The organism is Burkholderia sp. USMB20, assembly GCF_000949135.2.
Taxonomy (GTDB): Bacteria; Pseudomonadota; Gammaproteobacteria; order Burkholderiales; family Burkholderiaceae; genus Burkholderia.
In genome coordinates this window covers 121,630-142,766 of record NZ_JTAN02000003.1, presented here as the reverse complement: position 1 = coordinate 142,766, position 21,137 = coordinate 121,630, and the positions used below count along the sequence as shown (strand labels likewise).

Below are 21,137 nucleotides of genomic sequence, written 5' to 3'. Positions count from 1 at the left end.
AAGCAAGCCCCCACCGCCCGCGCGCTCATTCGGGCTGCGGCGGCAGATACTCCATCTGCGACTCGTCGTACAGCCGGTAGATCAGCGCCTGCATCGCGCGGATGTCCTCCGATTCGTCGAGCATCCGCATGCTCATGATGATCGGCGACACGAGTTTCGGATCGTCGAGCGGCTTGTAGCTGATGTCGTCGCGCTTCAGCCCGTACACGCTGTGCGGCACGACCGACACGCCCTCGCCCATCGCGACGAGCCCGAGCGCGATCTGCAGTTCGCGCGTCTCGTAGATCTTGCGCGGCTGCAGCGCGCGATCGTGGAATGCCGCGAGCACCTGGTCCGCATAGCTCGGCCGCGGCGCCTTCGGGAAGATGATCAGCGTGTCGTTCACGAGATCGTGCAGCGACAGCACGGGTTTCGCGCCGTCGAGCACGTGACCGACCGGCAGCGCGACGATCATCCGCTCCTCGCGCAGCACGACGCGCCGCACGCTCGGATCCTCGTGACGGATGCGCCCGAACCCGACGTCGATGCGCCCTTCCTTCAGCGCCTTGATCTGGTCCATCGTCGACATCTCGTGCAGGCTCAGCTCGACGGCCGGATACTCGCTGCGAAAGCGCCGGATGATCTTCGGCAGCATCCCGTACAGCGTCGAGCCGACGAACCCGACCGACATGCTGCGCTCGATCTTGCCGACCCGCTTCGTCATCGATTCGAGCTCGGTCGTCTGCGCGAGCAGCTGCACCGCGTGCGAATAGAAGAACCGCCCCGCGTCGGTCAGCTTCAGCGGCCGAGCGTTGCGCTCGAACAGCGGCACGCCGAGCGCGTCCTCGAGCTGCTGGATCTGCCGGCTGAGCGGCGGCTGCGCGATGTGCAGGCGCTCGGCCGCGCGCGTGAAATTCCGCTCCTCGGCAACCGCGACGAAGTAGCGGAGGTGTCTCAACTCCATGTTCGAACCCTCCCGGACAGGCCACGGACGTTCATTCGGCCCCGCGCACACACGTGCCGCGCCGGTCGTCCCGTGAGCGCCTGCTCCCGATGCCATGACGATACCTCAGCCCGCGCCGATACCGGCGCGAGCCGCGCCGCGCCCGCCCTCGCGGGCGGCGCACCGCGCAAAGCCGCAAAGCCGCAAAGCCGCAAAGCAAAACGGGAAGCCGCCAGGCTTCCCGTTGCTTCATCGACGCCGCGTCGCCGCAGCGTCCCGACCGCGCGTCATGCCTCGGTCGCGTACAGCGCATCGCGCTGCGCGTCGCTCAGCGAGTCGAGCGGCACGTCCGGCAGCCGATAGCAGATCATCGTGCCGTACAGCTCGGCCAGGCAGTTGCTGCCGGCGTCGAGCGCGTAGCCGTCCTCGCCGTCCGGCGCCGGCGGATACACTTCGCGCCACGCATTGATCGCGGCTTCGATTCGCACGATGGAAACGGGTCCGGCCTTCCGCTCGGCGGGTGATGCGCTCATGGATTCCTCTGGATTGCGCGCTCCGCGGGCCGGGCCGGCCGCGGCGGAACGATGGAAACGCCGGGCGCCGCCGGCCGCCGCAACAGGCGCGCGCCGGATGCCCGATCCGCGCCGCGCTCGTCGCGCCGGCCGGGCCGTGGCCCGGTAGGGTCGGGAAATATAACCGGCTTTGACCCCGTGCAGCGCAAAGCCGACAAAAAAAGCGGGTTCGGCGGCGGCTGGAACGGTATCGGGGAACGACGCACGCGTCGGCTACCGACGTCGGCGGCACACCGCGTCGCCCCGGACGGCCCAACGAAAAACGGGAAGCCCGCGGGCTTCCCGTTTTCATCGCGCACCACGCGGCCGGTGGCCGCACCGGCATCAGCCGACGGTTTCGCGGTTCTCCACGCGCTGCAGCTGCGCGCTGCGGTTCGCGGCCGCCCACGGCGCGATCTCCATGTCCTCGTAGCGCACGAAGCGGCTCTTGTTCAGGAGCCGGTAGCCGAGCCACACGACGAGGAACAGCGGAATGCCGACGTAGGTCGCGGCCACGCCCGCCCAGTCGATCCGGTTCGCGAGAAACGCCTGGTAGTCCTGGCCGAGCGCGATCACGAGACACAGCACGAACGCGAACAGCGGGCCGAACGGAAACCACTTCGACTGGTACGGCAGCTGGTCGACCGCGTAGCCCTGCTTCACGTAGCCCTTGCGGAACCGGTAGTGGCTGATCGCGATGCCGAGCCACGCGATGAAACCCGTCATCCCCGACGTGTTCAGCAGCCACAGGTACACCGTCTTGTCGCCGTACAGCGACGTGAAGAAGCACAGCGCACCGACGGCGGTCGTCGCGTACAGCGCGTTGCGCGGCACGCCGCCCGGCGACAGCTTCGCGAACAGCTTCGGCGCACGGCCTTCCGTCGCGAGGTTGTAGAGCATCCGGGTCGACGCGTACATGCCCGAGTTGCCGGCCGACAGCACGGCCGTCAGGATCACCGCGTTCATCACGCCGGCCGCGAACGCGAGGCCCGCGTGGCGGAACACGAGCGTAAACGGGCTCACGCCGATGTCGGTCACGTCGCTCTTCAGCAGGTTCGGGTCGGTGTAGGGAATCAGCACGCCGATCACGAAGATCGCCAGCACGTAGAACAGCAGGATCCGCCAGAACACCTGACGCACCGCGCGCGGGATCGTCGTGCGCGGGTTCTCCGATTCGCCGGCCGCGACGCCGATCAGCTCGGTGCCCTGGAACGAGAAGCCCGCGATCATCGCGACGCCCATCAGCGCCGGCAGGCCGCCCGCGAACGGCGCATCGCCGATCGTCAGGTTGCCCCAGCCGTTGCCCGGCGCACCCTTCAGAATGCCGAAGATCATCAGCAGGCCGACGCCGATGAACGCGACCACGGTGACGACCTTGATCAGCGCGAACCAGTATTCGGCTTCCCCGAAGCCGCGCACGGTCAGCGCGTTGAGCAGGAACATCACGCCGAGGAACGCGGCGCTCCACCAGACGCCCGGCACGTCCGGGAACCAGTAGTGCATCACGAGCTGCGCGGCGACCAGCTCGACCGCGATCGTCACGGCCCAGTTGTACCAGTAGTTCCAGCCGAGCGCGAAGCCGAAGCCTTCGTCGACGTATTTCGCGCCGTAGGTCGCGAACGAGCCCGACACCGGCATGAACGCGGCCATTTCGCCGAGGCTCGTCATCAGGAAGTAGACCATCAGTCCGATCAGCATGTACGCGACCATCGCGCCGCCGGGGCCGGCCTGCGAGATCGACGCGCCGGACGCGACGAACAGGCCCGTGCCGATCGAGCCGCCGATGGCGATCATCGTCAGATGGCGCGCCTTCAGCGCGCGATGAAGCTTGGGTGGGTTCGCGGACGAACCGGGTTGGTCGGAATTCGGGATTGCGGACATAAACGAGACGAACGTTGAGCGGGCCGGCATCCGGGGCCGGCGCATGCGGGGTCGGGGCGCGTCGCGCCGCCTGCTGCGATGCACTTCGATGCGGCCCCGATACGCATTGCGCGCCGGGCGCCAGCGGCGAAGCGCGGATTCTACCTGATTCGCCGTCGGGACCGCTCGGATCCGGACGCCCCGGCGCCGCATGCCGAAGCGGGGTGAGCCGCGACGGTGCACCTCCCCGCCCAATACGCAATCGCGCCGGCGCAATAGCCCGATCCTGTATTAAAACGACAAAATCGATCGATATGCCCTAATAATCAGACAAAATACCGACCACCCATAATCGCGATTCAAATCGAAACGAACGCCCGGATCACGGTAATGATGCGTAATCGTTCCGAATCGGATTGGCGCATGCATGTTTTGCATCCAGCGGCGAATTTCGGGAATTCGCGAGATAATGCCGACTAATGCGAATTAATCAGAGCGCGGAATCGTCGACGACGCACATATCCGCCGCCTGCCCCGAGGATGATGCCACCCACGCCGCTCGCTACGCTGCGCCGTCATACCGCGACGGCCGTGGCACGCATACTGTCGCCCCGCGGCGTGCTCGTCGCCGGCGTCGTGCTGCTGCTGTTCAGCTGGGGACTCTCGACGTCGCTTTTAATCGAGGCACGCCACGACGCGTATGACCATGCGGTCGAAAATGCGCGCAACCTGATGCTGCTGATCGAGCGCGATATTTCCCGCAATATCGAACTGTATGATCTTTCGCTGCAAAACGTCGTCGACGGGCTCGCCGATCCGGAACTGACGGCATTGCCGCCGCGCCAGCGTCACCGGCTGCTGTTCGACCGCGCCGCGACCGGCGCGTATCTCGGCGCCATTTTCGTAATGGATCCGCACGGCAATATCGTGATCGATTCGGCCGCATCGCCGCCGCGACAAGGCAATTTCGCCGACCGCGAGTATTTCACCGTGCATCGCGACCGGCTCGTGCAGGGCCTCTATATCAGCCGGCCCTATGCGTCCCGGCTGCGCGGCGGCGCGCTGACGATCGCGCTCAGCCGCCGGATCACGCTGGCCGACGGCCGCTTCGGCGGAATCGTCGTCGGCACGCTCAACATCGGCTACTTCCGCGCGCTGCTCGACGGGCTCGCGGTCGGCCAGCACGGCAGCGCGGCGATCGTCGAGGACAACGGCGCGCTCGTCTCGCGCCTGCCGTACGATCCGCGCGTGGTCGGCCTCGACCTCCACCACTCCCCGCTCTTCATCAAGGCGCAGCGCAGCAGCGAAGGCGTGTTGACGGGCGTGGGCGCGATCGACGACGTGCGGCGCATCTACGTCTACAAGCATCTCGCGCATCTGCCGCTGATCGTCGACGTCGCGCCCGCCGAGATCGACATCTACGCGCCGTGGCGCCATCGCGCGATCTGGACCGCCGTGCTGATGGGCCTGTTTACCGTGTTCATCCTGGGGGGCTCGCTCGCGCTGTCGCGCGAACTCGAGCGCCGGCAGGTCACCAAGTTGAATCTGTACCGGCTCGCGCATACCGATTCGCTGACCGGGCTCGACAACCGCGGCACGTTCGATGCCGTGCTCGCGAAGGAGGCGCAGCGCGCGTCGCGCAGCGGCCGGCCGCTGTCGGTGCTGTTCGTCGACGTCGACCATTTCAAGGCGTTCAACGACTACTACGGCCACCTCGCCGGCGACGACGTGCTGCGCCGCGTCGCGCAATCCGCGTCGCGCTGCCTGCGCCGCGACAGCGACCACGTCGCGCGCTACGGCGGCGAGGAATTCGTCGTCACGCTGCCCGACACCGACGCGCAGGGCGCGGCGACCGTCGCCGAAGCGATCCGCCGCGCGATCGCCGGGCTCGACATCGCGCACGTCCGCAGCCCGTACGGGCACGTGACGGCGAGCATCGGCGCGGCGACCACCGCCGGCGGGCGCGTCAACGCCGCGACGCTGCTGCGGCAGGCCGACGCGGCGCTGTACCACGCGAAGTCAGGCGGCCGCAATCGCGTGTCGAACGCCGAGGCGAATACGGCCGACGCGTGACGCGGCGGCCGGCGGCACCCGCGCCGCGCTGCCGTGGACAGCCCGCGCGCGTTCGGCTAGCGTTACGTCAGCCGCACGTGCGGCGCCGGCCCGCCCGCGCCGCACGCGCATTCCGGCCATCCCGCCGGCCACCCCCGCTCCGTCATGACCGCCCAGCTCCCTGCCCGATTCCCGCCGCTCCTGCGCCACGCGCTCCGTCCGCTGCTGGACCCGTACCGCCGCTACCGGCACGCGAAGCTGATCCATGCGGCACGCGTCGCGCTCGCGATCCTCGTGTCGATCGCCTTGTCCACCGGGCTGCGCGTGCCGCACGGCGAATGGTCGACGATCACCGTGCTGATCGTCGTCGGCGGGCTGCAGCACCACGGCAACATCCGCAAGAAGGCGGCCGAGCGCGCGCTCGGCACGTCGATCGGCGCGCTCGCGGGGCTCGGGCTGATCCTGCTCTACTCCGTCCTGCACGCGCCGCTCGCGATCTACCTGCTGATGGCGATCGCGTGCGGGCTGTGCGCGTATCACGCGATCGGCAAGGCCGGCTACATCGCGCTGCTGTCGGCGATCACGATGGTGATCGTCGCCGGCCACGGCGACAACGAGATCGTCGACGGCCTGTGGCGCGCGGTGAACGTGCTGACCGGCATCGCGATCGCGCTGGCGTTCTCGTTCGCGCTGCCGCTCTATGCGACCTACTCGTGGCGCTACAAGCTCGCCGATGCGCTGCGCGCGTGCGCGGCCGTGCATGCGCGACTCGCGGGCGACCGCCACGTGAGCGACGACGCGCACCTGAAGGAAATGGCCGCGCTGAGCGCGCTGCTGGTGCAGCTGCGCTCGCTGATGCCGTCGGTGTCGAAGGAATGCGACATCCCGGTCACGCAGCTCGAGGCGATCCAGCGCGGCCTGCGCCTGTGCATCGGCTACCTGGAGATCCTGTCGAGCACGGTGCCGGCCCGCGACGACCTCGCCGCGCGCGAATACATGCGCATCGAGATGAAGGCGATGAACCGGCGCATCCGCGACACGCTCGTCGGCGCGAGCCGCGCGCTCAAGTTCGGCACGCCGAGCCGGCTCGCACCGCGCCGCCGGCCGGCCGAGCCGCCGCACGACGCCCCGCCGGCGCAGTTGTCGGGCTACGTGTCGATCACGGCCAAGCTGGCCGGCGAAGTGGATCAGTTGCGCGAGAAACTGCTCGATACCGCGCAGGCGTGGAATATCTGAACCTGGAGCTTTGACGATTCGAAGGCCGACGGACGCCGGGCGCCTCAGGACATCTTTCATTAGCCTTTCATAAAGGTGGCCCGGCATCCTGAGCGCGGATGCCGCACCGGTCGACCGATCTGGCCCCGCCAATCGGGCGCGCACGCCGGCGCGCCTTCGCCAGTTTCGACCGCCGTCCGAGGCCGTTTCGCGCCGGATTCTCCGGCCGGTTAACCGCCCGTCAGGCCCGTCGCGACAGGCCCGAAGACGTATTGGCGCGAAAATCAGGTCTTGCCCCAACTTCCCGGACAGCCGATACTCGCATATTCCGCGAAATACGATCCCACCGGCTTCAATCCACGGTAATTCCTATGAGCACGATTCTCGAAAGCCTCCCGACCGGCCAGAAGGTCGGTATCGCCTTCTCCGGCGGCCTGGACACCAGCGCCGCGCTGCACTGGATGAAACTGAAGGGCGCCGTCCCGTACGCATACACGGCGAACCTCGGCCAGCCCGACGAAGACGATTACGACGCGATCCCGAAACGCGCGATCGAATACGGCGCAGCCGGCGCCCGCCTGATCGACTGCCGCGCGCAGCTCGTCGCCGAAGGCATCGCCGCGCTGCAAAGCGGCGCGTTCCACATCACGACCGCCGGCGTCACGTACTTCAACACGACGCCGATCGGCCGCGCCGTGACGGGCACGATGCTCGTCGCCGCGATGAAGGAAGACGGCGTCAACATCTGGGGCGACGGCAGCACGTACAAGGGCAACGACATCGAGCGTTTCTACCGCTACGGCCTGCTCGTGAACCCGGATCTGAAGATCTACAAGCCGTGGCTCGACCAGACGTTCATCGACGAACTCGGCGGCCGTGCCGAAATGTCCGAATTCATGAACCAGGCCGGCTTCGCATACAAGATGTCGGCCGAGAAGGCGTATTCGACCGACTCGAACCTGCTCGGCGCGACGCACGAAGCGAAGGACCTCGAAAGCCTCGAAAGCGGCATCAAGATCGTGAACCCGATCATGGGCGTCGCGTTCTGGCGTGACGACGTGAAGATCGCCGCCGAGGAAGTGACGGTGCGCTTCGAAGCCGGCCAGCCGGTCGCGCTGAACGGCGTCGAGTTCAAGGACCAGGTCGAGCTGCTGCTCGAAGCGAACCGCATCGGCGGCCGCCACGGCCTCGGCATGAGCGACCAGATCGAGAACCGCATCATCGAGGCGAAGAGCCGCGGCATCTACGAAGCCCCGGGCCTCGCGCTGCTGTACATCGCATACGAGCGTCTCGTCACCGGCATCCACAACGAAGACACGATCGAGCAGTACCGCGAGAACGGCCGCCGTCTCGGCCGCCTGCTGTACCAGGGCCGCTGGTTCGACCCGCAAGCGATCATGCTGCGCGAAACGGCGCAGCGCTGGGTCGCGCGCGCGATCACCGGCGAAGTGAAGATCGAACTGCGCCGCGGCAACGACTACTCGATCCTGAGCACGAAGTCGCCGAACCTCACGTATCAGCCGGAACGCCTGTCGATGGAGAAGGTGGCGTCGACGTTCTCGCCGCGCGACCGGATCGGCCAGCTGACGATGCGCAACCTCGACATCACCGATACGCGCGACAAGCTGCGCGTGTATTCGCAAGTCGGCCTGCTGACGCCGGGTGAAGCGTCGGCGCTGCCGCAGATCAAGGGCGACGACAAGTAAGTCGCTTCGTTCGACGCCGGGGCGCGTAGCCGATACGCGCTTCGGCCGGGCAGGCCGCATGTGCATCGGTGCATGCGCGGCCTGCTGCTTCTTTCTCTCCCTGCTCTACTCGCGCCACCGCGTCACGCGCGAACGGCGCTGCAAGGCTACGGCAATCGTGGCAAGCTGCCAGTCGTCCGATTTCCGGCCCGGCTCATGACTTCCCTCACCGTCATCCACCTGAACGGCCCGATCAACAGCGGCAAGACGACGATCGGTCGCGCACTCGCGCAGCGACTGCCCGATGCACGCTTCATCGACGGCGACGATCACGACGCGCCCGACGACGCCCCGTTCGACGTGCAGTGGGCGATCGCGCTGGCGCGCCTCGTCAAAGAGATCGCGCAGGCACGCGAACGTCATCTGGTGATCGCCTATCCGATCGGCGACGCGGAATTCGACCGGCTGCGCGCGGCCTGCGACGCACGCGACGCGCGCCTTTTCGTCGTGACGCTCGCGCCGCCGGAAGCGATCGCGGCGTCGGATCGCGGTACGCGCGCGCTGACGGACTGGGAGCGGCAACGTATCGCCGAGATGTATCGAGAAGGGTATGCGGCGCGCGCGTTCAGCGATTGCTTCGTCGACACGTCGAAAGCGTCGGCCGATGCGTGTGCGCAGGAGATCGCACGAAGCGTGCAGTCGCCGAACGTGTAGCGGGGAAACCGGCGCGCGCGACGGGCGGAAGTCGCGTCACACCGCGTAGTGGGCAAAGGCCTCGCGCACGCGAGCGCCGGCACCCTCCACACAGTCGCCACGTCCGGCAACACGCGCTGCCTGCCGTTCAATGATGATGCCGCACCCCCGCCACGACCTGCTCGCGCGCGCCCTTGCGGCTCAGCATGAGCGTGACGACCGCCGACACCGCGAGCGTGCCCGCCACCACGTACAGCCCGGCCGCGTAGCCGCCCGTCACGTTCTTCAGCCAGCCGATCGCGAACGGCCCGACGAAGCCGCCGAGGTTGCCGATCGAGTTGATCATCGCGATCCCCGCGGCCGCGCCGGCGCCTGACAGGAACGCGCTCGGCATCGCCCACAGCGGCGCCTTCGCGGCGCTGATCCCGATGTTGACGACGACCAGCGCGAGCACGGTCAGGAGCGCGGTGCTCGCCTGCCCCGCGAACACGAAGCCGATGCACGCGAGCACGCACGGAATCACGACATGCCACGTGCGTTCGCCGGTGCGATCCGAATGCCGTGCCCAGCCGATCATCGCGACGACCGCGGCGATGCTCGGGATGCCGGTCAGCAGGCCCGTCTGCCACGCGGTGAAGCCGAACTGCCTGACCATCAGCGGCGCCCACAGGCCGAGCGTATAGAGCCCCGCCGACGTGCCGAAGTAGATCAGCGCGAGCGCCAGCACGCGCGGGTCGCGCAGCGCCTGCCACGCGCCGGCCGTGTGCCCGGCATGCGCGTGCCGCGCGTCGGCCTCGGACTTCAGCTTCGCGACCAGCCAGTCGCGCTCGTCCGGCCGCAGCCACGCGGCCTTCGACGGCGCATCGGTCAGGCACTTCAGCACGACGAAGCCGAGCAGGACCGCGGGCAGCGCCTCGACGATGTACAGCATCTGCCAGTCGGCGAGCCCGAACAGCGGCGGCATCTGCATGATCGCGCCCGACAGCGGCGAGCCGATCGCGGTCGAGATCGGCGCGGCCGCCATGAACCACGCGGCCGCCACCGCGCGCTGCTTCGCGGGAAACCACAGGCTCAGGTACAGGATGATGCCGGGGAAGAAGCCGGCTTCCGCGATGCCGAGCAGGAAGCGCAGCACGTAGAAGCTCGTCGGCCCGGCTGCGAACGCGGACACCGCCGACACGATGCCCCACGTGATCATCACGCGCGCGATCCAGATGCGTGCGCCGACGCGATGGAGAATCAGGTTGCTCGGCACTTCGAACAGAAAGTAGCCGATGAAGAACAGGCCGCCGCCGAGTCCGAACGCGGTCGGCGACAGGCCGATCGCCTTGTTCATCGTCATCGCCGCGAAGCCGACGTTGACGCGATCGAGAAAGCTGACGAAGTAAAGCAGCATCACGAACGGAATGATGCGCCACATCAGTTTCCGCGCGACGCGGGTTTCCAGATCCGCTTGCATGTGTCTCCTCCTTCGAGGTCGAGCCGCGCGCTGTCCGCGCGGGCTCGGTGGGTACCGCCGGCATTACGACGAAGCGTGCGCGCCGGCACCCGGCTCGCGTCGAATGCGCGAGTCGCGGGCAAAAAATCCGGGGGGCGGCGAATGGAAGGCGACCGGCTGCGCTTGCGGCCGTCGCCGTTCTCGTCGCCGTTCTCGTTACTGTCAGGCGGCGGCCGCCGCGTGTGCGACGCGCTCGCAGACGGCGGCCGTCACCTGCGCGGTCGTCGCGCTGCCGCCGAGGTCGCGCGTATGCAGCGACGGATCGGCCGTCACGGCCTCGATCGCCTGCATCACGCGCGCGGCCGCTGCCGTCTCGCCGAGATGCTCGAGCAGCATCACGACCGACCAGAACGTGCCGACCGGATTCGCGAGGCCCCGGCCCATGATGTCGAACGCGGAGCCGTGGATCGGCTCGAACATCGACGGATAGCGGCGCTCGGGATCGATGTTGCCGGTCGGCGCGATGCCGAGGCTGCCCGCGAGCGCGGCCGCGAGATCGCTGAGGATGTCCGCGTGCAGGTTGGTCGCGACGATCGTGTCGAGCGACGCCGGGCGGTTCACCATGCGCGCGGTCGCGGCGTCGACGAGTTCCTTGTCCCACGTGACGTCGGGGAATTCCTGCGCGACCTGCTTCGCGATCTCGTCCCACATCACCATCGCATGACGCTGCGCGTTGCTCTTCGTGATGACGGTCAGCAGCTTGCGCGGACGCGACTGCGCGAGCCGGAATGCGAAGCGCATGATGCGTTCGACGCCGGCACGCGTGAGGATCGACACGTCGGTCGCCGCCTCGATCGGATGCCCCTGGTGCACGCGGCCGCCGACACCCGCGTATTCGCCCTCCGAGTTCTCGCGCACGATCACCCAGTTCAGGTCGGCCGGCCCGCAGCGCTTCAGCGGCGCGTCGATGCCGGGCAGGATGCGCGTCGGCCGCACGTTCGCGTACTGGTCGAAGCCCTGGCAGATCTTCAGGCGCAGGCCCCACAGCGTCACGTGGTCGGGCACGTCGGGGTCGCCCGCCGAGCCGAACAGGATCGCGTCCTTGCCGCGCAGCGCGTCGAGACCGTCGGCCGGCATCATCGCGCCGTGCAGGCGGTAGTAATCGGCGCCCCAGTCGAAATCCTCGAACTCGAACGCAAAGCGGTCGCTGCCGCGGGCCAGCGCTTCCAGCACCTGCTTGGCCGCCGGCACCACTTCCTTGCCGATGCCGTCGCCGGGAATGGTCGCGATACGGTAGGTCTTCATGCTGACATCCTCGATTGATCGTGAGCGTGAACGCACTTTACCGAACCGGAAGTGCAGAAACCGGGGCTATACTCAATGCATCTTTAACTTCAATTCACGAATCACGTCATGGCGGATACCGTCCAGCCGGCCGATCTCGGCTTCTTCTCGACGCTGGCCGCGGCGGGCAGCCTGAGCGCGGCCGCGCGCGAGCTCGGGCTGACCGCGGCGGCCGTCAGCAAGCGGCTCACGCAGATGGAGCGGCGCGCGGGCGTGACGCTCGTCAACCGCACGACGCGGCGCATGATGCTGACGCCCGAGGGCGACGTGTATCTCGACTACGCGCGCCGGATCCTCGATCAGATGGACGAACTGGGCGAACTGCTCGGCAGCGCGCGGCAGCGGCCGAAGGGGCTGCTGCGCGTGAACGCGACGCTCGGCTTCGGGCGCAGCCACGTCGGCCCGGCGATCTCGCGCTTCGTCGCGCGTTTTCCGGAGGTATCGGTGCAGTTGCAACTGTCGGTGATGCCGCCGCCGCTCACCGACGACGCGTTCGACGTGTGCATCCGCTTCGGCGAGCCGCCCGATACGCGTGTCGTCGCGCGACGGCTCGCGCCGAACCGCCGGCTGCTGTGCGCGGCGCCCGCGTATCTCGCGCGGCACGGCACGCCGGGCACGCCGCACGAACTGACGCGGCACAACTGCATCGGCATCCGGCAAGGCGACGAAGGCTACGGGATCTGGCGGCTGGCGAGCGGACGCGGCGCGGCGCGCAACACGGAAGCCGTGCGGATCAACGGCAACCTGACGACGAACGACGGCGAGATCGCGGTGAAATGGGCGCTCGACGGGCACGGCATCCTGATGCGCGCCGAGTGGGATATCCGCGACTATCTGGCCGACGGGCGCCTCGTCGTCGTGCTGCCCGACTACGAAACGCCGAGCGCGGATATCTACGCGGTGTATGCGCAGCGGCATCAGATGTCCGCGCGGATACGGGCGTTCGTGGATTTTCTGGCGGGGGAGCTGGATGGGTGACGGGAGGCGGGCGGAAGGCGCTGCCGCACGCTGCCGGGCGAGGAGGCACCGGACGTCCCGCGCAAACCGCATGCGGCGTTGAACCGGCAGGTCGGCACGATGCCAATATTTCGGCTATTTTTCATAAAAAACGCCAAAATATTTACACTTTGACCCATGAGACACTATCGGGATGCCGCTTGCCTCAAGCCAAAGTGCTATTATTTTGGCGTTATTCCACAAAAAGCGCTGAAATATTAGCTCCGACCATGGCCAAGAAGACTGCCCCGCTCTTGCCGGCATCCAGTCGGCTGCTTGTCGACTTCGGCGAGCGGCTGAAGTTGGCGCGCCTGCGCCGAAAGCTGACGGCCAAGCAGGTCGCGGAACGCGCGGGCATGTCGCCGATGACGCTTCGCTCACTCGAGGCGGGCAGTTCGGGGGTAACGATGGGGGCCTATCTTTCCGTCATGCAGACGCTCGGGCTCCAGGGTGATCTGGAAAAGCTGGCCGCCGCGGACCCGCTCGGCCGCCAGCTTCAGGACGCCCGACTCGCCACGCCGCGGCGCTCGAAGCAAGTGGCTTCGACACCGGCCGCGGCAGCGCCGCACACGTCCGGCAAGCGCGCTCGCGCGAGCGTTTCCCCCACCGCCCAAGCCGACGGAACGGCGACGACGGCATTCGGTCACGCAGTGCCTGACGAGAATCGCGGCACGACCGCCGCGGATCTGACCGCATTGCTGAAACCCGTGGGCAAGCGACACGGAGGGGCGACCAGGAAATGACGACCATCTCCGTCTATGCAGACTGGGACGGCCTGCCCGCTCCCCGAAAACTCGGTCTTCTGCACAGTCGACAGACACGTGCCAGCGAACGGTTCGAATTCCAGTACGACGCGGTTGCGCTGGATGCACCCGAGTTCGCCGGCGTGCAACTCGACCCCGGGATCGGCCTCTTCGAAGGACCGCAATATCCGGTGCCGCCGCGGCACGCGTTCGGCGCGTTCGCCGATTCGAGCCCCGATCGATGGGGCCGCATGCTGATGGATCGCCGGCTGGAGCGTGACGTTCGCGCAGGTCTTCGGCCGAAGGGCACGCGACTCCATGAGTCGGACTACCTGCTCGGCGTCCACGACCTCTATCGAGTCGGCGCATTGCGCTACAAGCTCGACGACACCGGAGAATTTCTCGATGACCGCATCGATCTCGCCGCGCCGCCGTTTGCGGAGATTCGCGAACTGGAGCAAGCCAGTCGGGCACTGGAGGAAGACGTCGACAATGTCGACCCGGACGGTCGCGACTGGCTATCGATGCTCATCGCACCCGGCGGCTCGCTCGGTGGCGCCAGACCGAAAGCCAGCGTGGCCGACGACCGCGGGCACCTGTATATCGCCAAGTTCCCGAGCGCACGGGACGACTATGACGTAGGCGGCTGGGAAATGGTCGTCAATGCACTGGCGGTCGGCTGCGGCCTGAACGTCGCCCACGCCGAAGCGCGAAAATTCGCCAGCGATTACCATTGCTTCCTGGTGCGACGCTTTGATCGGACTGCTGATGGACGCCGGCTGCATTTTGCCTCGGCCATGACGATGACCGGCCATGTCGACGGCGACGACGCATCGACCGGTGTCAGCTACCTGGAACTGGCGGAGGTTCTCATGCGACATGGCGCGCAACCGAATGCCGACCTGCGCGAACTATGGACCCGGATCGTCTTCAACCTTCTCGTCTCGAATACCGACGACCATCTTCGCAATCACGGGTTCATGCTCGAACCGGCTGCGGGCTGGCGACTCTCCGCGGCCTACGATATGAATCCCGTCGCCGTAGCCGATGGTCTCAAGCTCAACATCACGGAAGCGGACAACGCGCTGAACCTCGAACTCGCTCGCGAGGTATGTGAATACTTCCGGCTGAGCCTGAAGGATGCCGACGAGATCATCGATGATTTCCGCGGCGTCGTCGGCCAATGGCGCACGCTCGCGACACGACTCGCGCTTTCTGCCCGGGAACAGGAGCGCATGGCCGACGCGTTTCGCCTCGCAAGCACCTGAGCCCCCGTTCATTCATTCGACGCCCCGCTGTCACGCCGCTGCCGCCAGCCTCCCGTCGGGCTCGCACGCGGCGATCGCCGTCGCTGCCATCTGCCGCAGCGCTGCCCCAGGCACGCTCACACCGGCCCTCTCCTGCGCGGCATCCTCGAAACGCTCCGCGACCCAGTCGACGAACGCGCGCACGCCCGGCGACACGTGCCGGCGCTTCGCATAGACGGCCGACACCGAAACCGCGCCCGGCCGCCACCGCGGCAGCACTTCCTGCAAATGTCCCGCGTCGATCAGCGGCTGCGCGACGACACGCGGCGGCTGGATCAACCCGAGGCCATGCACGCCGCAAGCCAGGTACGCCTGCTCGTCGTCGACGCTGACGATGCCGTCGAGCCGGATCTTGCGCACCGCGCCATCGATCGCGAATTCGAGTTCGGCCGTGCGCTGGGCCGACGCGAACGCGCCGCTGACCGCGCGATGCCCGGCAAGCGCATCGAGCGAACGCGGCACGCCGCAGCGCTCGAGATACGCGGGGCTCGCGCAGGTCACGCGCTCGAGTGCGCCGAGCGGGCGCGCAACCAGCGACGAATCGGGCAGCGCGCCAAGCCGGATGCTGCAGTCGACCGCATCGCCGATCAGGTCGGCCGCGCGTCCGGACACGCCCAGCATCAGCACGAGTTCCGGATGGCGCGCATGGAACGCGCCAAGCGCCGGCAGCACGATCGCGTCCGCCACCGCTCCCGGCAACTCGACGCGCAGCGGCCCGCTCGGATGCCGCGCCGCGTTGCGCAGGCTCGCTTCGAGTTCGTCGACGTCCGCGGTGATGCGCTGGCACCGCCGGTAATACGCGTCGCCTTCCGGCGTCGCCCGCAGCGCGCGCGTCGTGCGCACCAGCAACGGCATGCCGAGCGCCGCCTCGAGTTCCTGCACGGTGCGCGTCGCGGTCGCGCGCGAAATGCCGAGCGAGTGCGCCGCGCGCGTAAAGCTGTTCATCTCGACGATGCGCGTGAAGATGCGCATCGCGCGAATCGGATTGTCCACCGGAAACTCCCGCGGAATACGGCATCACGCATCGTGCGCGAACGCGACGCGGCGCATGCCTGTCAGTGAGCGAGCCGCGCCGCCGGCGCGGCGACCGGTTCAGTCGCGCGTGGCCGCGGCCGCGCGGGCCGGCGCGGCGAGCAGCTGCCGTGCCAGCGCGAGCGCCTCGTCACGATTCGCCGCCGCGTTCAACGGATAACCCCAGACCTTCTCGAACGCGGCCGAGAACGCATCGAGCGCCGCGCGCCGCTGCGCGTCGGGCTCGACCGCGATCATCGCGGGAATCCATTCGCGCGATTGCGCGCGATTCGCCTTGCTCCATTTCGCGAGCTGCTTGCGCATCTCCTGATCCTGCGCATCGCGATCGTTGCCGGACGGGGCATCGTCGGTCAGGAACACGAAACGTTCGCGGCGCGCGAGCAATGCGTCGAGCTCGGCCAGCAGGTACGCGGGATCGCTCGACGGCGAACGCGCGTAACGCAACCACACCAACGGAAATTCAGTCGTGACGATCTGCATGTCGGCCTCCAGATGAGAATGATTCTCATGTTAGAGATCGACGCCCGTCCCGTCATTTCTCGTGCCGGCCAACCGCTTGTTCGATCCGGCCAAGCACGCGCGTGTGACGACCTGGCACGGCACGGCTCAGCACGGCACGGTCAGCGCTGCCGGTCGGTCAGGTATTGGGTCGGCGACTTGCCGGTCGCCTTGCGGAACATCGTCACGAAGCTGCTCGCGCTCTCGTAGCCGAGGTCGATCGCGATCTGGTGCACGCGGCGGCCCGCCGTCAGCATCCGCAGCGACAGCGCGACGTGCAGCCGCCGGCGCCAGTCGCCGAGGCTCATGCCGAGTTCCTTCGCGGCGAGCCGCGTGAGGCTGCGCTCGCTGACGCCGGCGCGGCGCGCGAGTTCGGGCAGCGGCGACTTGTCGGCCGGGGCGTCGAGTAGATGATCGATCAGCCTGCGCAGCCGGCGGTCGGCCGGCATCGGCAGATACAGGTCCTCGACCGGCGCCGCGACGAGTTCGTCGAGCAGCGTCGCCATCAGCCGCCCCTGCGGACCATCGACGTCGTACAGGCTCGGGAAGCTCGCGGCCTTCAGCAGCAGTTCGCGCAACAGCGGCGACATGCCCAGCGTGCAGCAGCGCGCCGGCAGGCCGGGCGCCGCATCGGGCTCGACCAGCACCGCGTAGAACGTCGCGCCGGCCGAACCGCGCGCCGAATGCGTGACACCGCCCGGAATCCACACCGTGCATTGCGGCGGCGCGCTCCACACGCCGCCGTCGATCTCGCAATAGATGACGCCGCTCAGCGTGTACAGCAGTTGCGCCTGCGGATGGCTGTGCCGTTCGAGCCGCCATTCGGGCTCGACGACCGAGCCGCCGAACACGACGAGCGGGCGCGGCACGTGATAGACGTCGGCGTCGGCAGCGGGGTCGGTAACGGGTGGCAGGTCGCGCATGGAGCGATGGTGTCGAAAGCGGCCGGACGGCGTGCCCGCGCGGCCTTTCGTGCTTATACCAGAAAGGCGCCGGCGCGGCCGCGCGGTTCCCGGCCGGCGTCGGCAGACGCGCGCCGATCCGAATACAATGCGTCGATCCCCCGCCGCCTCGCCAACCTTGCCGGAGCCGCCATGTTCGACCTGACCACGCTGGCCACCTTCACCGCCGTCGTCCTGGGCCTGTTCCTGATCCCGGGCCCCGCCGTGCTGCTCGTGCTGAGCCGCACCGTGCAGGGCGGCCGCAAGACCGGCATCCTGACCGGCCTCGGCGTCGCGAGCGGCGACTTCGTGCATACGCTGTTTGCCGCCGTCGGGCTGTCGGCGCTGCTGATGACGTCGGCGCTCGCGTTCAACGTCGTGAAGCTGGTCGGCGCGGCCTACCTCATCTACCTCGGCGTGCGCGCGCTGCTCGACGGGCCGTCCGATCCGTCGCTGCCGAAGGTGCCGCCCGTCACGCCGCTGACGGCGTACCTGCAGGCGATTCCCGCCGAAGTGCTGAACCCGAAGACCGCGCTGTTCTTCCTCGCGTTCATGCCGCAGTTCGTGCATCCGGAACGCGGCTCGACGTTCGTGCAGTTCGCGGTGCTCGGGCTGATCTTCGTCGTGCTCAGCTCGCTCTATACGACGCTGATCGCATGCTCGATCCGCCCGCTCGGCCGCGTAGTGAAGCGTCTTGCGTGGCTCACGCGCTGGCAGGGAAAAATCATCGGCTCGATCTTCATCGCGCTCGGGCTGCGCGTCGCGGTGCAGCAGCGCTGACGCGGGTTTCGCGTGACGTCCGACGCGGCGGCTGCCGGCGAAATCCTCTATACCGATCCGCGTCTCGTCGCGGTCTACGACCGGTTCAACGCGGGGGATTGCGACTTCGCGTTCTACTCATCGCGCCTCGGCACCGCGCGGCAACGGATTCTCGATCTCGGCTGCGGCACCGGCACGTTCGCGCGCCGGCTTGCGGCGGCCGGACACGACGTCGTCGCGATCGACCCCGCACCCGCGATGATCGACCATGCGCGACGCCAGCCGGGCGCCGGCGCGGTGCGCTGGCTCGCGTGCGATCTCGGCAGCCTGCCGCCCGGCGCGCCGTTCGATGCCGTCGTGATGACCGGGCACGCGTTCCAGTGCCTGCTGACCGACGCGGAGATCGATGCGACGCTGTGCGGCGCGCGGCGCGTGCTGGCCGACGGCGGGCGCTTCCTGTTCGAGACCCGCAATCCGCGTGTCGAGCCGTGGCTCGGCTGGACTCCGGCGGCGTCGGCCACCCGCATCGATTCGCCCGAATTCGGCAGCGTCGAACTCCATCATGCGGTGACCGCGGTCGACGGTCCGATCGTGTCGTTCGACACGGTCTACCGGTTTCATCGCGACGATACGCAGGTGAGGAACACGAGCCGGCTGCGCTTCATCGCGCAACCCGACCTGCAGGCGCGTGTCGCGGCCGCCGGCTTCTCGTCCGCCGACTGGTGCGGAGACTGGAACGGTGCGCCGTTCGACGACGCGGCCAGCGCGGAGATCATCGCGATCTGCCGCGCATGAATGGTGAAACATCGTTCACGCGCGGCTACCGCGCAGCGAGCATCCGCGAATCGAGCCTGACCCGGTCGCGTCGTACCCCGATTCGGCCAACGCACGTCGGCCGGCAGCCAGTGAAGAAAACGACAAGAATAGATGGAAGCATCATGCTTTGAAGAGCTTGCGCCGCACGACTGAAGGGGCGATCGAAGGTGAAGCAAATGAGTAACGATGATTTTCAGGTGATGGAACTGGCGAACGGCAAGCCGGTGAAGATGTGGACGCAAGGCGTCGCGCTCGAGGACGACGCGCGCGCGCAATTGCGCAACACCGCGCAGATGCCGTTCATCTTCAAGCACGTCGCGGTGATGCCGGACGTCCACCTCGGCAAGGGCTCGACGATCGGCAGCGTGATCCCGACGAAGGGCGCGATCATCCCGGCCGCGGTCGGCGTCGACATCGGCTGCGGGATGATGGCCGCGCGCACGACGCTCACGGCGGCGGACCTGCCGGACGCACTCGGCGGGCTGCGCAGCGCGATCGAACGCGCGGTGCCGCACGGCCGCGCGCCGGGGCGCCGCGATCCCGGCGCATGGGGCGATCGCACGCCGGCCGCCGTGACCGAGTCGTGGAAATCGCTGCTGCCGGGCTTTCAGCGGATCGTCGGCAAGTATCCGAAGCTGGAGAAGACGAACCATTACGTGCATCTGGGCACGCTCGGCACGGGCAACCACTTCATCGAGGTGTGCATCGACGAAGCGGATCGCGTGTGGTTCATGCTGCACAGCGGCTCGCGTGGCGTCGGCAACGCGATCGGCAGCCTGTTCATCGAACTCGCGCAGGCCGACATGCGGCAGCACATCGCGAACCTGCCGGATCGCAACCTCGCGTATTTCACCGAGGGCAGCCGGCACTTCGACGATTACGTCGAAGCAGTGGGCTGGGCGCAGGACTACGCGCGCCGCAACCGGCAGGCGATGATGGACGCAGTGATCGGCGCGGCGCGCGGCGTGATCGCGAAACCGTTCGCGGTCGACGAGCACGCGGTGAACTGCCACCACAACTACGTGCAGCGCGAACGCCACTTCGGCGAGGACGTGCTCGTCACGCGCAAGGGAGCCGTATCCGCGCAGAAGGGACAGCTCGGCATCATTCCGGGTTCGATGGGCGCGAAGAGCTTCATCGTGCGCGGGCTCGGCAATCCGGAGAGCTTCTGTTCGTGCAGCCACGGCGCCGGCCGCGCGATGAGCCGGACCGAAGCGAAGCGCCGCTTCACGGTCGACGACCAGGTCAAGGCGACGCGCGGCGTCGAATGCCGGAAGGACGCGGGTGTCGTCGACGAGATCCCGATGGCCTACAAGGACATCGATGCGGTGATGGCGGCGCAGCGCAGCCTCGTCGAAGTGGTGCACACGCTGCGTCAGGTGGTGTGCGTGAAAGGATAGCGCGGCGCGCGGCCACGCTCGATGAAAGATCCGTGGCCGCGACCGTGTCGCACGTCCGGTGCGGCCGACGACCGCGGTGATGCGCCACCTTCAAGTCACGCGCCGACGATCGAGATCGAAAACCCGTCCCAGCCCTTCAGCCCGACCGTCTGCAAGGCGGTCGTCGTGAGGTTCGGCTCGGCGACGATCCGCGCGAACCCGTCGCGCACGCCGACGACGTCCGGCTCACGGTTGTCCGGATCGGCCACGCGCCCGCCCCGCACGACGTTGTCGACGACGATCACCGTGCCGGGCCGCGACAGTTTCAGCGCGGCGTCCAGATAAGCGGCGTTGTTGTCCTTGTCCGCGTCGATGAAGATGAAGTCGAACGGCGCCTCGCCCGCATCGACGAGCCGCGCGAGACTGTCCTTCGCGCTGCCGACCACCACCGACACGACATCCGCGAACCCGGCGCGCGCGATGTTCCGCGTCGCGACCTTCGCGTGATCGGGGTTCAGTTCGAGCGTCACGAGCCGGCCGTCCGGCGGCAACGCGCGCGCGAGCCAGATCGTGCTGTAGCCGCCGAGCGTGCCGACTTCGAGGATGCGCCGTGCGCCGCGAATCGTCGCGAGCAGCTGCAGCAGCTTGCCCTGGTTCGGCGCGACGTTGATCGCGGGCAGCCCGGCCGCGTCGCTCGCCGCGAGCGCGGCGTCGAGCGCGTCGTCGGTCGGCACGAGCGTCGCGGAGAAATACGCATCCACCTTGTTCCACTGATCCTGGTCCATCGCGCACCCTTCATCCGAGGAAAAACGCATTCTATGCGCGGCGGCCCCATAAGCAACAAACCATTCGTTCTAAGGACGGCAGCACACCTGCTCCTATAATCGCTCGACCACGACAACAACA

The 21,137-nt window shown here is 67.9% G+C and carries 19 protein-coding genes; 10 read left to right on the top strand and 9 right to left on the bottom strand.

The window, feature by feature from the left end; genetic code table 11:
* Positions 1-25 precede the first annotated feature (25 nt).
* From PL79_RS04695 to PL79_RS04685, 3 genes are all read right to left on the bottom strand, one after another.
* On the bottom strand, positions 26-943 hold the full coding sequence (locus PL79_RS04695; protein WP_044848082.1) for a LysR family transcriptional regulator: 918 nt from the start codon (positions 941-943) through the stop codon (positions 26-28).
* A gap of 266 nt (positions 944-1,209) precedes the next feature.
* Positions 1,210-1,455: a DUF3717 domain-containing protein gene (locus PL79_RS04690; protein WP_044848083.1), complete on the bottom strand. Its 246-nt coding sequence runs from the start codon at positions 1,453-1,455 to the stop codon at positions 1,210-1,212.
* A 363-nt stretch (positions 1,456-1,818) separates the two neighbouring features.
* Positions 1,819-3,354, bottom strand: coding sequence for an amino acid permease (locus tag PL79_RS04685; RefSeq protein WP_044848084.1), 1,536 nt, complete (start codon positions 3,352-3,354; stop codon positions 1,819-1,821).
* 519 nt (positions 3,355-3,873) lie between these two features.
* Between PL79_RS04685 and PL79_RS04680 the strand changes: the two genes are divergently transcribed.
* The 4 genes from PL79_RS04680 (at position 3,874) to PL79_RS04665 (ending at position 8,999) form a co-directional block, all read left to right on the top strand.
* Entirely contained in the window at positions 3,874-5,406 is a 1,533-nt protein-coding gene (locus PL79_RS04680; protein ID WP_442861526.1) for a diguanylate cyclase, read from the top strand.
* Between the two features lie 144 nt (positions 5,407-5,550).
* A complete protein-coding gene (locus tag PL79_RS04675; RefSeq protein ID WP_044848085.1) occupies positions 5,551-6,621 on the top strand; it encodes an FUSC family protein in 1,071 nt (356 codons plus the stop codon).
* A 350-nt stretch (positions 6,622-6,971) separates the two neighbouring features.
* Positions 6,972-8,306 (top strand): argininosuccinate synthase, encoded by a 1,335-nt coding sequence (argG, locus tag PL79_RS04670; RefSeq protein ID WP_044848086.1) that lies wholly within the window; start codon positions 6,972-6,974, stop codon positions 8,304-8,306.
* Positions 8,307-8,501: 195 nt separating this feature from the next.
* The gene (locus tag PL79_RS04665; RefSeq protein ID WP_044848087.1) at positions 8,502-8,999 is read left to right on the top strand and encodes a shikimate kinase; all 498 of its coding nucleotides are present in this window, start codon (positions 8,502-8,504) and stop codon (positions 8,997-8,999) included.
* A gap of 127 nt (positions 9,000-9,126) precedes the next feature.
* On the opposite strand, the gene PL79_RS04660 is transcribed toward PL79_RS04665, so the two are convergent.
* Positions 9,127-10,437, bottom strand: coding sequence for an MFS transporter (locus tag PL79_RS04660; RefSeq protein ID WP_044848088.1), 1,311 nt, complete (start codon positions 10,435-10,437; stop codon positions 9,127-9,129).
* A gap of 201 nt (positions 10,438-10,638) precedes the next feature.
* Positions 10,639-11,721: a tartrate dehydrogenase gene (locus PL79_RS04655; protein WP_044848089.1), complete on the bottom strand. Its 1,083-nt coding sequence runs from the start codon at positions 11,719-11,721 to the stop codon at positions 10,639-10,641.
* A 108-nt stretch (positions 11,722-11,829) separates the two neighbouring features.
* Between PL79_RS04655 and PL79_RS04650 the strand changes: the two genes are divergently transcribed.
* The 3 genes from PL79_RS04650 to PL79_RS04640 all read left to right on the top strand — a co-directional run bounded on the left by PL79_RS04650 (position 11,830) and on the right by PL79_RS04640 (position 14,767).
* Positions 11,830-12,738 (top strand): LysR substrate-binding domain-containing protein, encoded by a 909-nt coding sequence (locus PL79_RS04650; RefSeq protein WP_044848090.1) that lies wholly within the window; start codon positions 11,830-11,832, stop codon positions 12,736-12,738.
* 248 nt (positions 12,739-12,986) lie between these two features.
* Positions 12,987-13,499, top strand: a complete 513-nt coding sequence (locus PL79_RS04645) for a helix-turn-helix domain-containing protein (protein ID WP_044848091.1) — start codon at positions 12,987-12,989, stop codon at positions 13,497-13,499.
* The gene (locus tag PL79_RS04640) at positions 13,496-14,767 is read left to right on the top strand and encodes a type II toxin-antitoxin system HipA family toxin (protein ID WP_044848092.1); all 1,272 of its coding nucleotides are present in this window, start codon (positions 13,496-13,498) and stop codon (positions 14,765-14,767) included. Before PL79_RS04645 ends, PL79_RS04640 begins: the two co-directional genes overlap by 4 nt.
* Before the next feature lie 30 nt (positions 14,768-14,797).
* Here PL79_RS04640 and PL79_RS04635 read toward each other — a convergent pair whose 3' ends face one another.
* The 3 genes from PL79_RS04635 to PL79_RS04625 all read right to left on the bottom strand — a co-directional run bounded on the left by PL79_RS04635 (position 14,798) and on the right by PL79_RS04625 (position 17,259).
* Positions 14,798-15,799: a LysR family transcriptional regulator gene (locus tag PL79_RS04635; RefSeq protein ID WP_044848093.1), complete on the bottom strand. Its 1,002-nt coding sequence runs from the start codon at positions 15,797-15,799 to the stop codon at positions 14,798-14,800.
* 99 nt (positions 15,800-15,898) lie between these two features.
* Positions 15,899-16,318: an ATP--cob(I)alamin adenosyltransferase gene (locus tag PL79_RS04630; protein WP_044848094.1), complete on the bottom strand. Its 420-nt coding sequence runs from the start codon at positions 16,316-16,318 to the stop codon at positions 15,899-15,901.
* Positions 16,319-16,458: 140 nt separating this feature from the next.
* A complete protein-coding gene (locus PL79_RS04625; protein WP_044848095.1) occupies positions 16,459-17,259 on the bottom strand; it encodes an AraC family transcriptional regulator in 801 nt (266 codons plus the stop codon).
* Positions 17,260-17,430: 171 nt separating this feature from the next.
* Here PL79_RS04625 and PL79_RS04620 point away from each other — a divergent pair, with 171 nt between their 5' ends.
* The 3 genes from PL79_RS04620 (at position 17,431) to PL79_RS04610 (ending at position 20,252) form a co-directional block, all read left to right on the top strand.
* Entirely contained in the window at positions 17,431-18,057 is a 627-nt protein-coding gene (locus tag PL79_RS04620) for a LysE family translocator (RefSeq protein ID WP_044848096.1), read from the top strand.
* A 12-nt stretch (positions 18,058-18,069) separates the two neighbouring features.
* On the top strand, positions 18,070-18,831 hold the full coding sequence (locus PL79_RS04615; RefSeq protein WP_044848097.1) for a class I SAM-dependent methyltransferase: 762 nt from the start codon (positions 18,070-18,072) through the stop codon (positions 18,829-18,831).
* Positions 18,832-19,028: 197 nt separating this feature from the next.
* Positions 19,029-20,252 carry an RtcB family protein gene (locus tag PL79_RS04610; RefSeq protein WP_044848098.1) on the top strand — a complete coding sequence of 408 codons (1,224 nt, stop codon included), beginning with the start codon at positions 19,029-19,031 and terminating at the stop codon, positions 20,250-20,252.
* Positions 20,253-20,347: 95 nt separating this feature from the next.
* Here PL79_RS04610 and PL79_RS04605 read toward each other — a convergent pair whose 3' ends face one another.
* Positions 20,348-21,016, bottom strand: a complete 669-nt coding sequence (locus PL79_RS04605) for an O-methyltransferase (protein ID WP_044848099.1) — start codon at positions 21,014-21,016, stop codon at positions 20,348-20,350.
* Between the last annotated feature and the right edge of the window lie 121 nt (positions 21,017-21,137).

What these genes read in the sequence shown, in the direction of transcription:
- PL79_RS04695 (WP_044848082.1), bottom strand. Translation starts at nt 943, where the DNA reads ATGGAGTTGAGACACCTCCGCTACTTCGTCGCGGTTGCCGAGGAGCGG.
- PL79_RS04690 (WP_044848083.1), bottom strand. Translation starts at nt 1,455, where the DNA reads ATGAGCGCATCACCCGCCGAGCGGAAGGCCGGACCCGTTTCCATCGTG.
- PL79_RS04685 (WP_044848084.1), bottom strand. Translation starts at nt 3,354, where the DNA reads ATGTCCGCAATCCCGAATTCCGACCAACCCGGTTCGTCCGCGAACCCA.
- PL79_RS04680 (WP_442861526.1), top strand. Translation starts at nt 3,874, where the DNA reads ATGATGCCACCCACGCCGCTCGCTACGCTGCGCCGTCATACCGCGACG.
- PL79_RS04675 (WP_044848085.1), top strand. Translation starts at nt 5,551, where the DNA reads ATGACCGCCCAGCTCCCTGCCCGATTCCCGCCGCTCCTGCGCCACGCG.
- argG (WP_044848086.1), top strand. Translation starts at nt 6,972, where the DNA reads ATGAGCACGATTCTCGAAAGCCTCCCGACCGGCCAGAAGGTCGGTATC.
- PL79_RS04665 (WP_044848087.1), top strand. Translation starts at nt 8,502, where the DNA reads ATGACTTCCCTCACCGTCATCCACCTGAACGGCCCGATCAACAGCGGC.
- PL79_RS04660 (WP_044848088.1), bottom strand. Translation starts at nt 10,437, where the DNA reads ATGCAAGCGGATCTGGAAACCCGCGTCGCGCGGAAACTGATGTGGCGC.
- PL79_RS04655 (WP_044848089.1), bottom strand. Translation starts at nt 11,721, where the DNA reads ATGAAGACCTACCGTATCGCGACCATTCCCGGCGACGGCATCGGCAAG.
- PL79_RS04650 (WP_044848090.1), top strand. Translation starts at nt 11,830, where the DNA reads ATGGCGGATACCGTCCAGCCGGCCGATCTCGGCTTCTTCTCGACGCTG.
- PL79_RS04645 (WP_044848091.1), top strand. Translation starts at nt 12,987, where the DNA reads ATGGCCAAGAAGACTGCCCCGCTCTTGCCGGCATCCAGTCGGCTGCTT.
- PL79_RS04640 (WP_044848092.1), top strand. Translation starts at nt 13,496, where the DNA reads ATGACGACCATCTCCGTCTATGCAGACTGGGACGGCCTGCCCGCTCCC.
- PL79_RS04630 (WP_044848094.1), bottom strand. Translation starts at nt 16,318, where the DNA reads ATGCAGATCGTCACGACTGAATTTCCGTTGGTGTGGTTGCGTTACGCG.
- PL79_RS04625 (WP_044848095.1), bottom strand. Translation starts at nt 17,259, where the DNA reads ATGCGCGACCTGCCACCCGTTACCGACCCCGCTGCCGACGCCGACGTC.
- PL79_RS04620 (WP_044848096.1), top strand. Translation starts at nt 17,431, where the DNA reads ATGTTCGACCTGACCACGCTGGCCACCTTCACCGCCGTCGTCCTGGGC.
- PL79_RS04610 (WP_044848098.1), top strand. Translation starts at nt 19,029, where the DNA reads ATGAGTAACGATGATTTTCAGGTGATGGAACTGGCGAACGGCAAGCCG.
- PL79_RS04605 (WP_044848099.1), bottom strand. Translation starts at nt 21,016, where the DNA reads ATGGACCAGGATCAGTGGAACAAGGTGGATGCGTATTTCTCCGCGACG.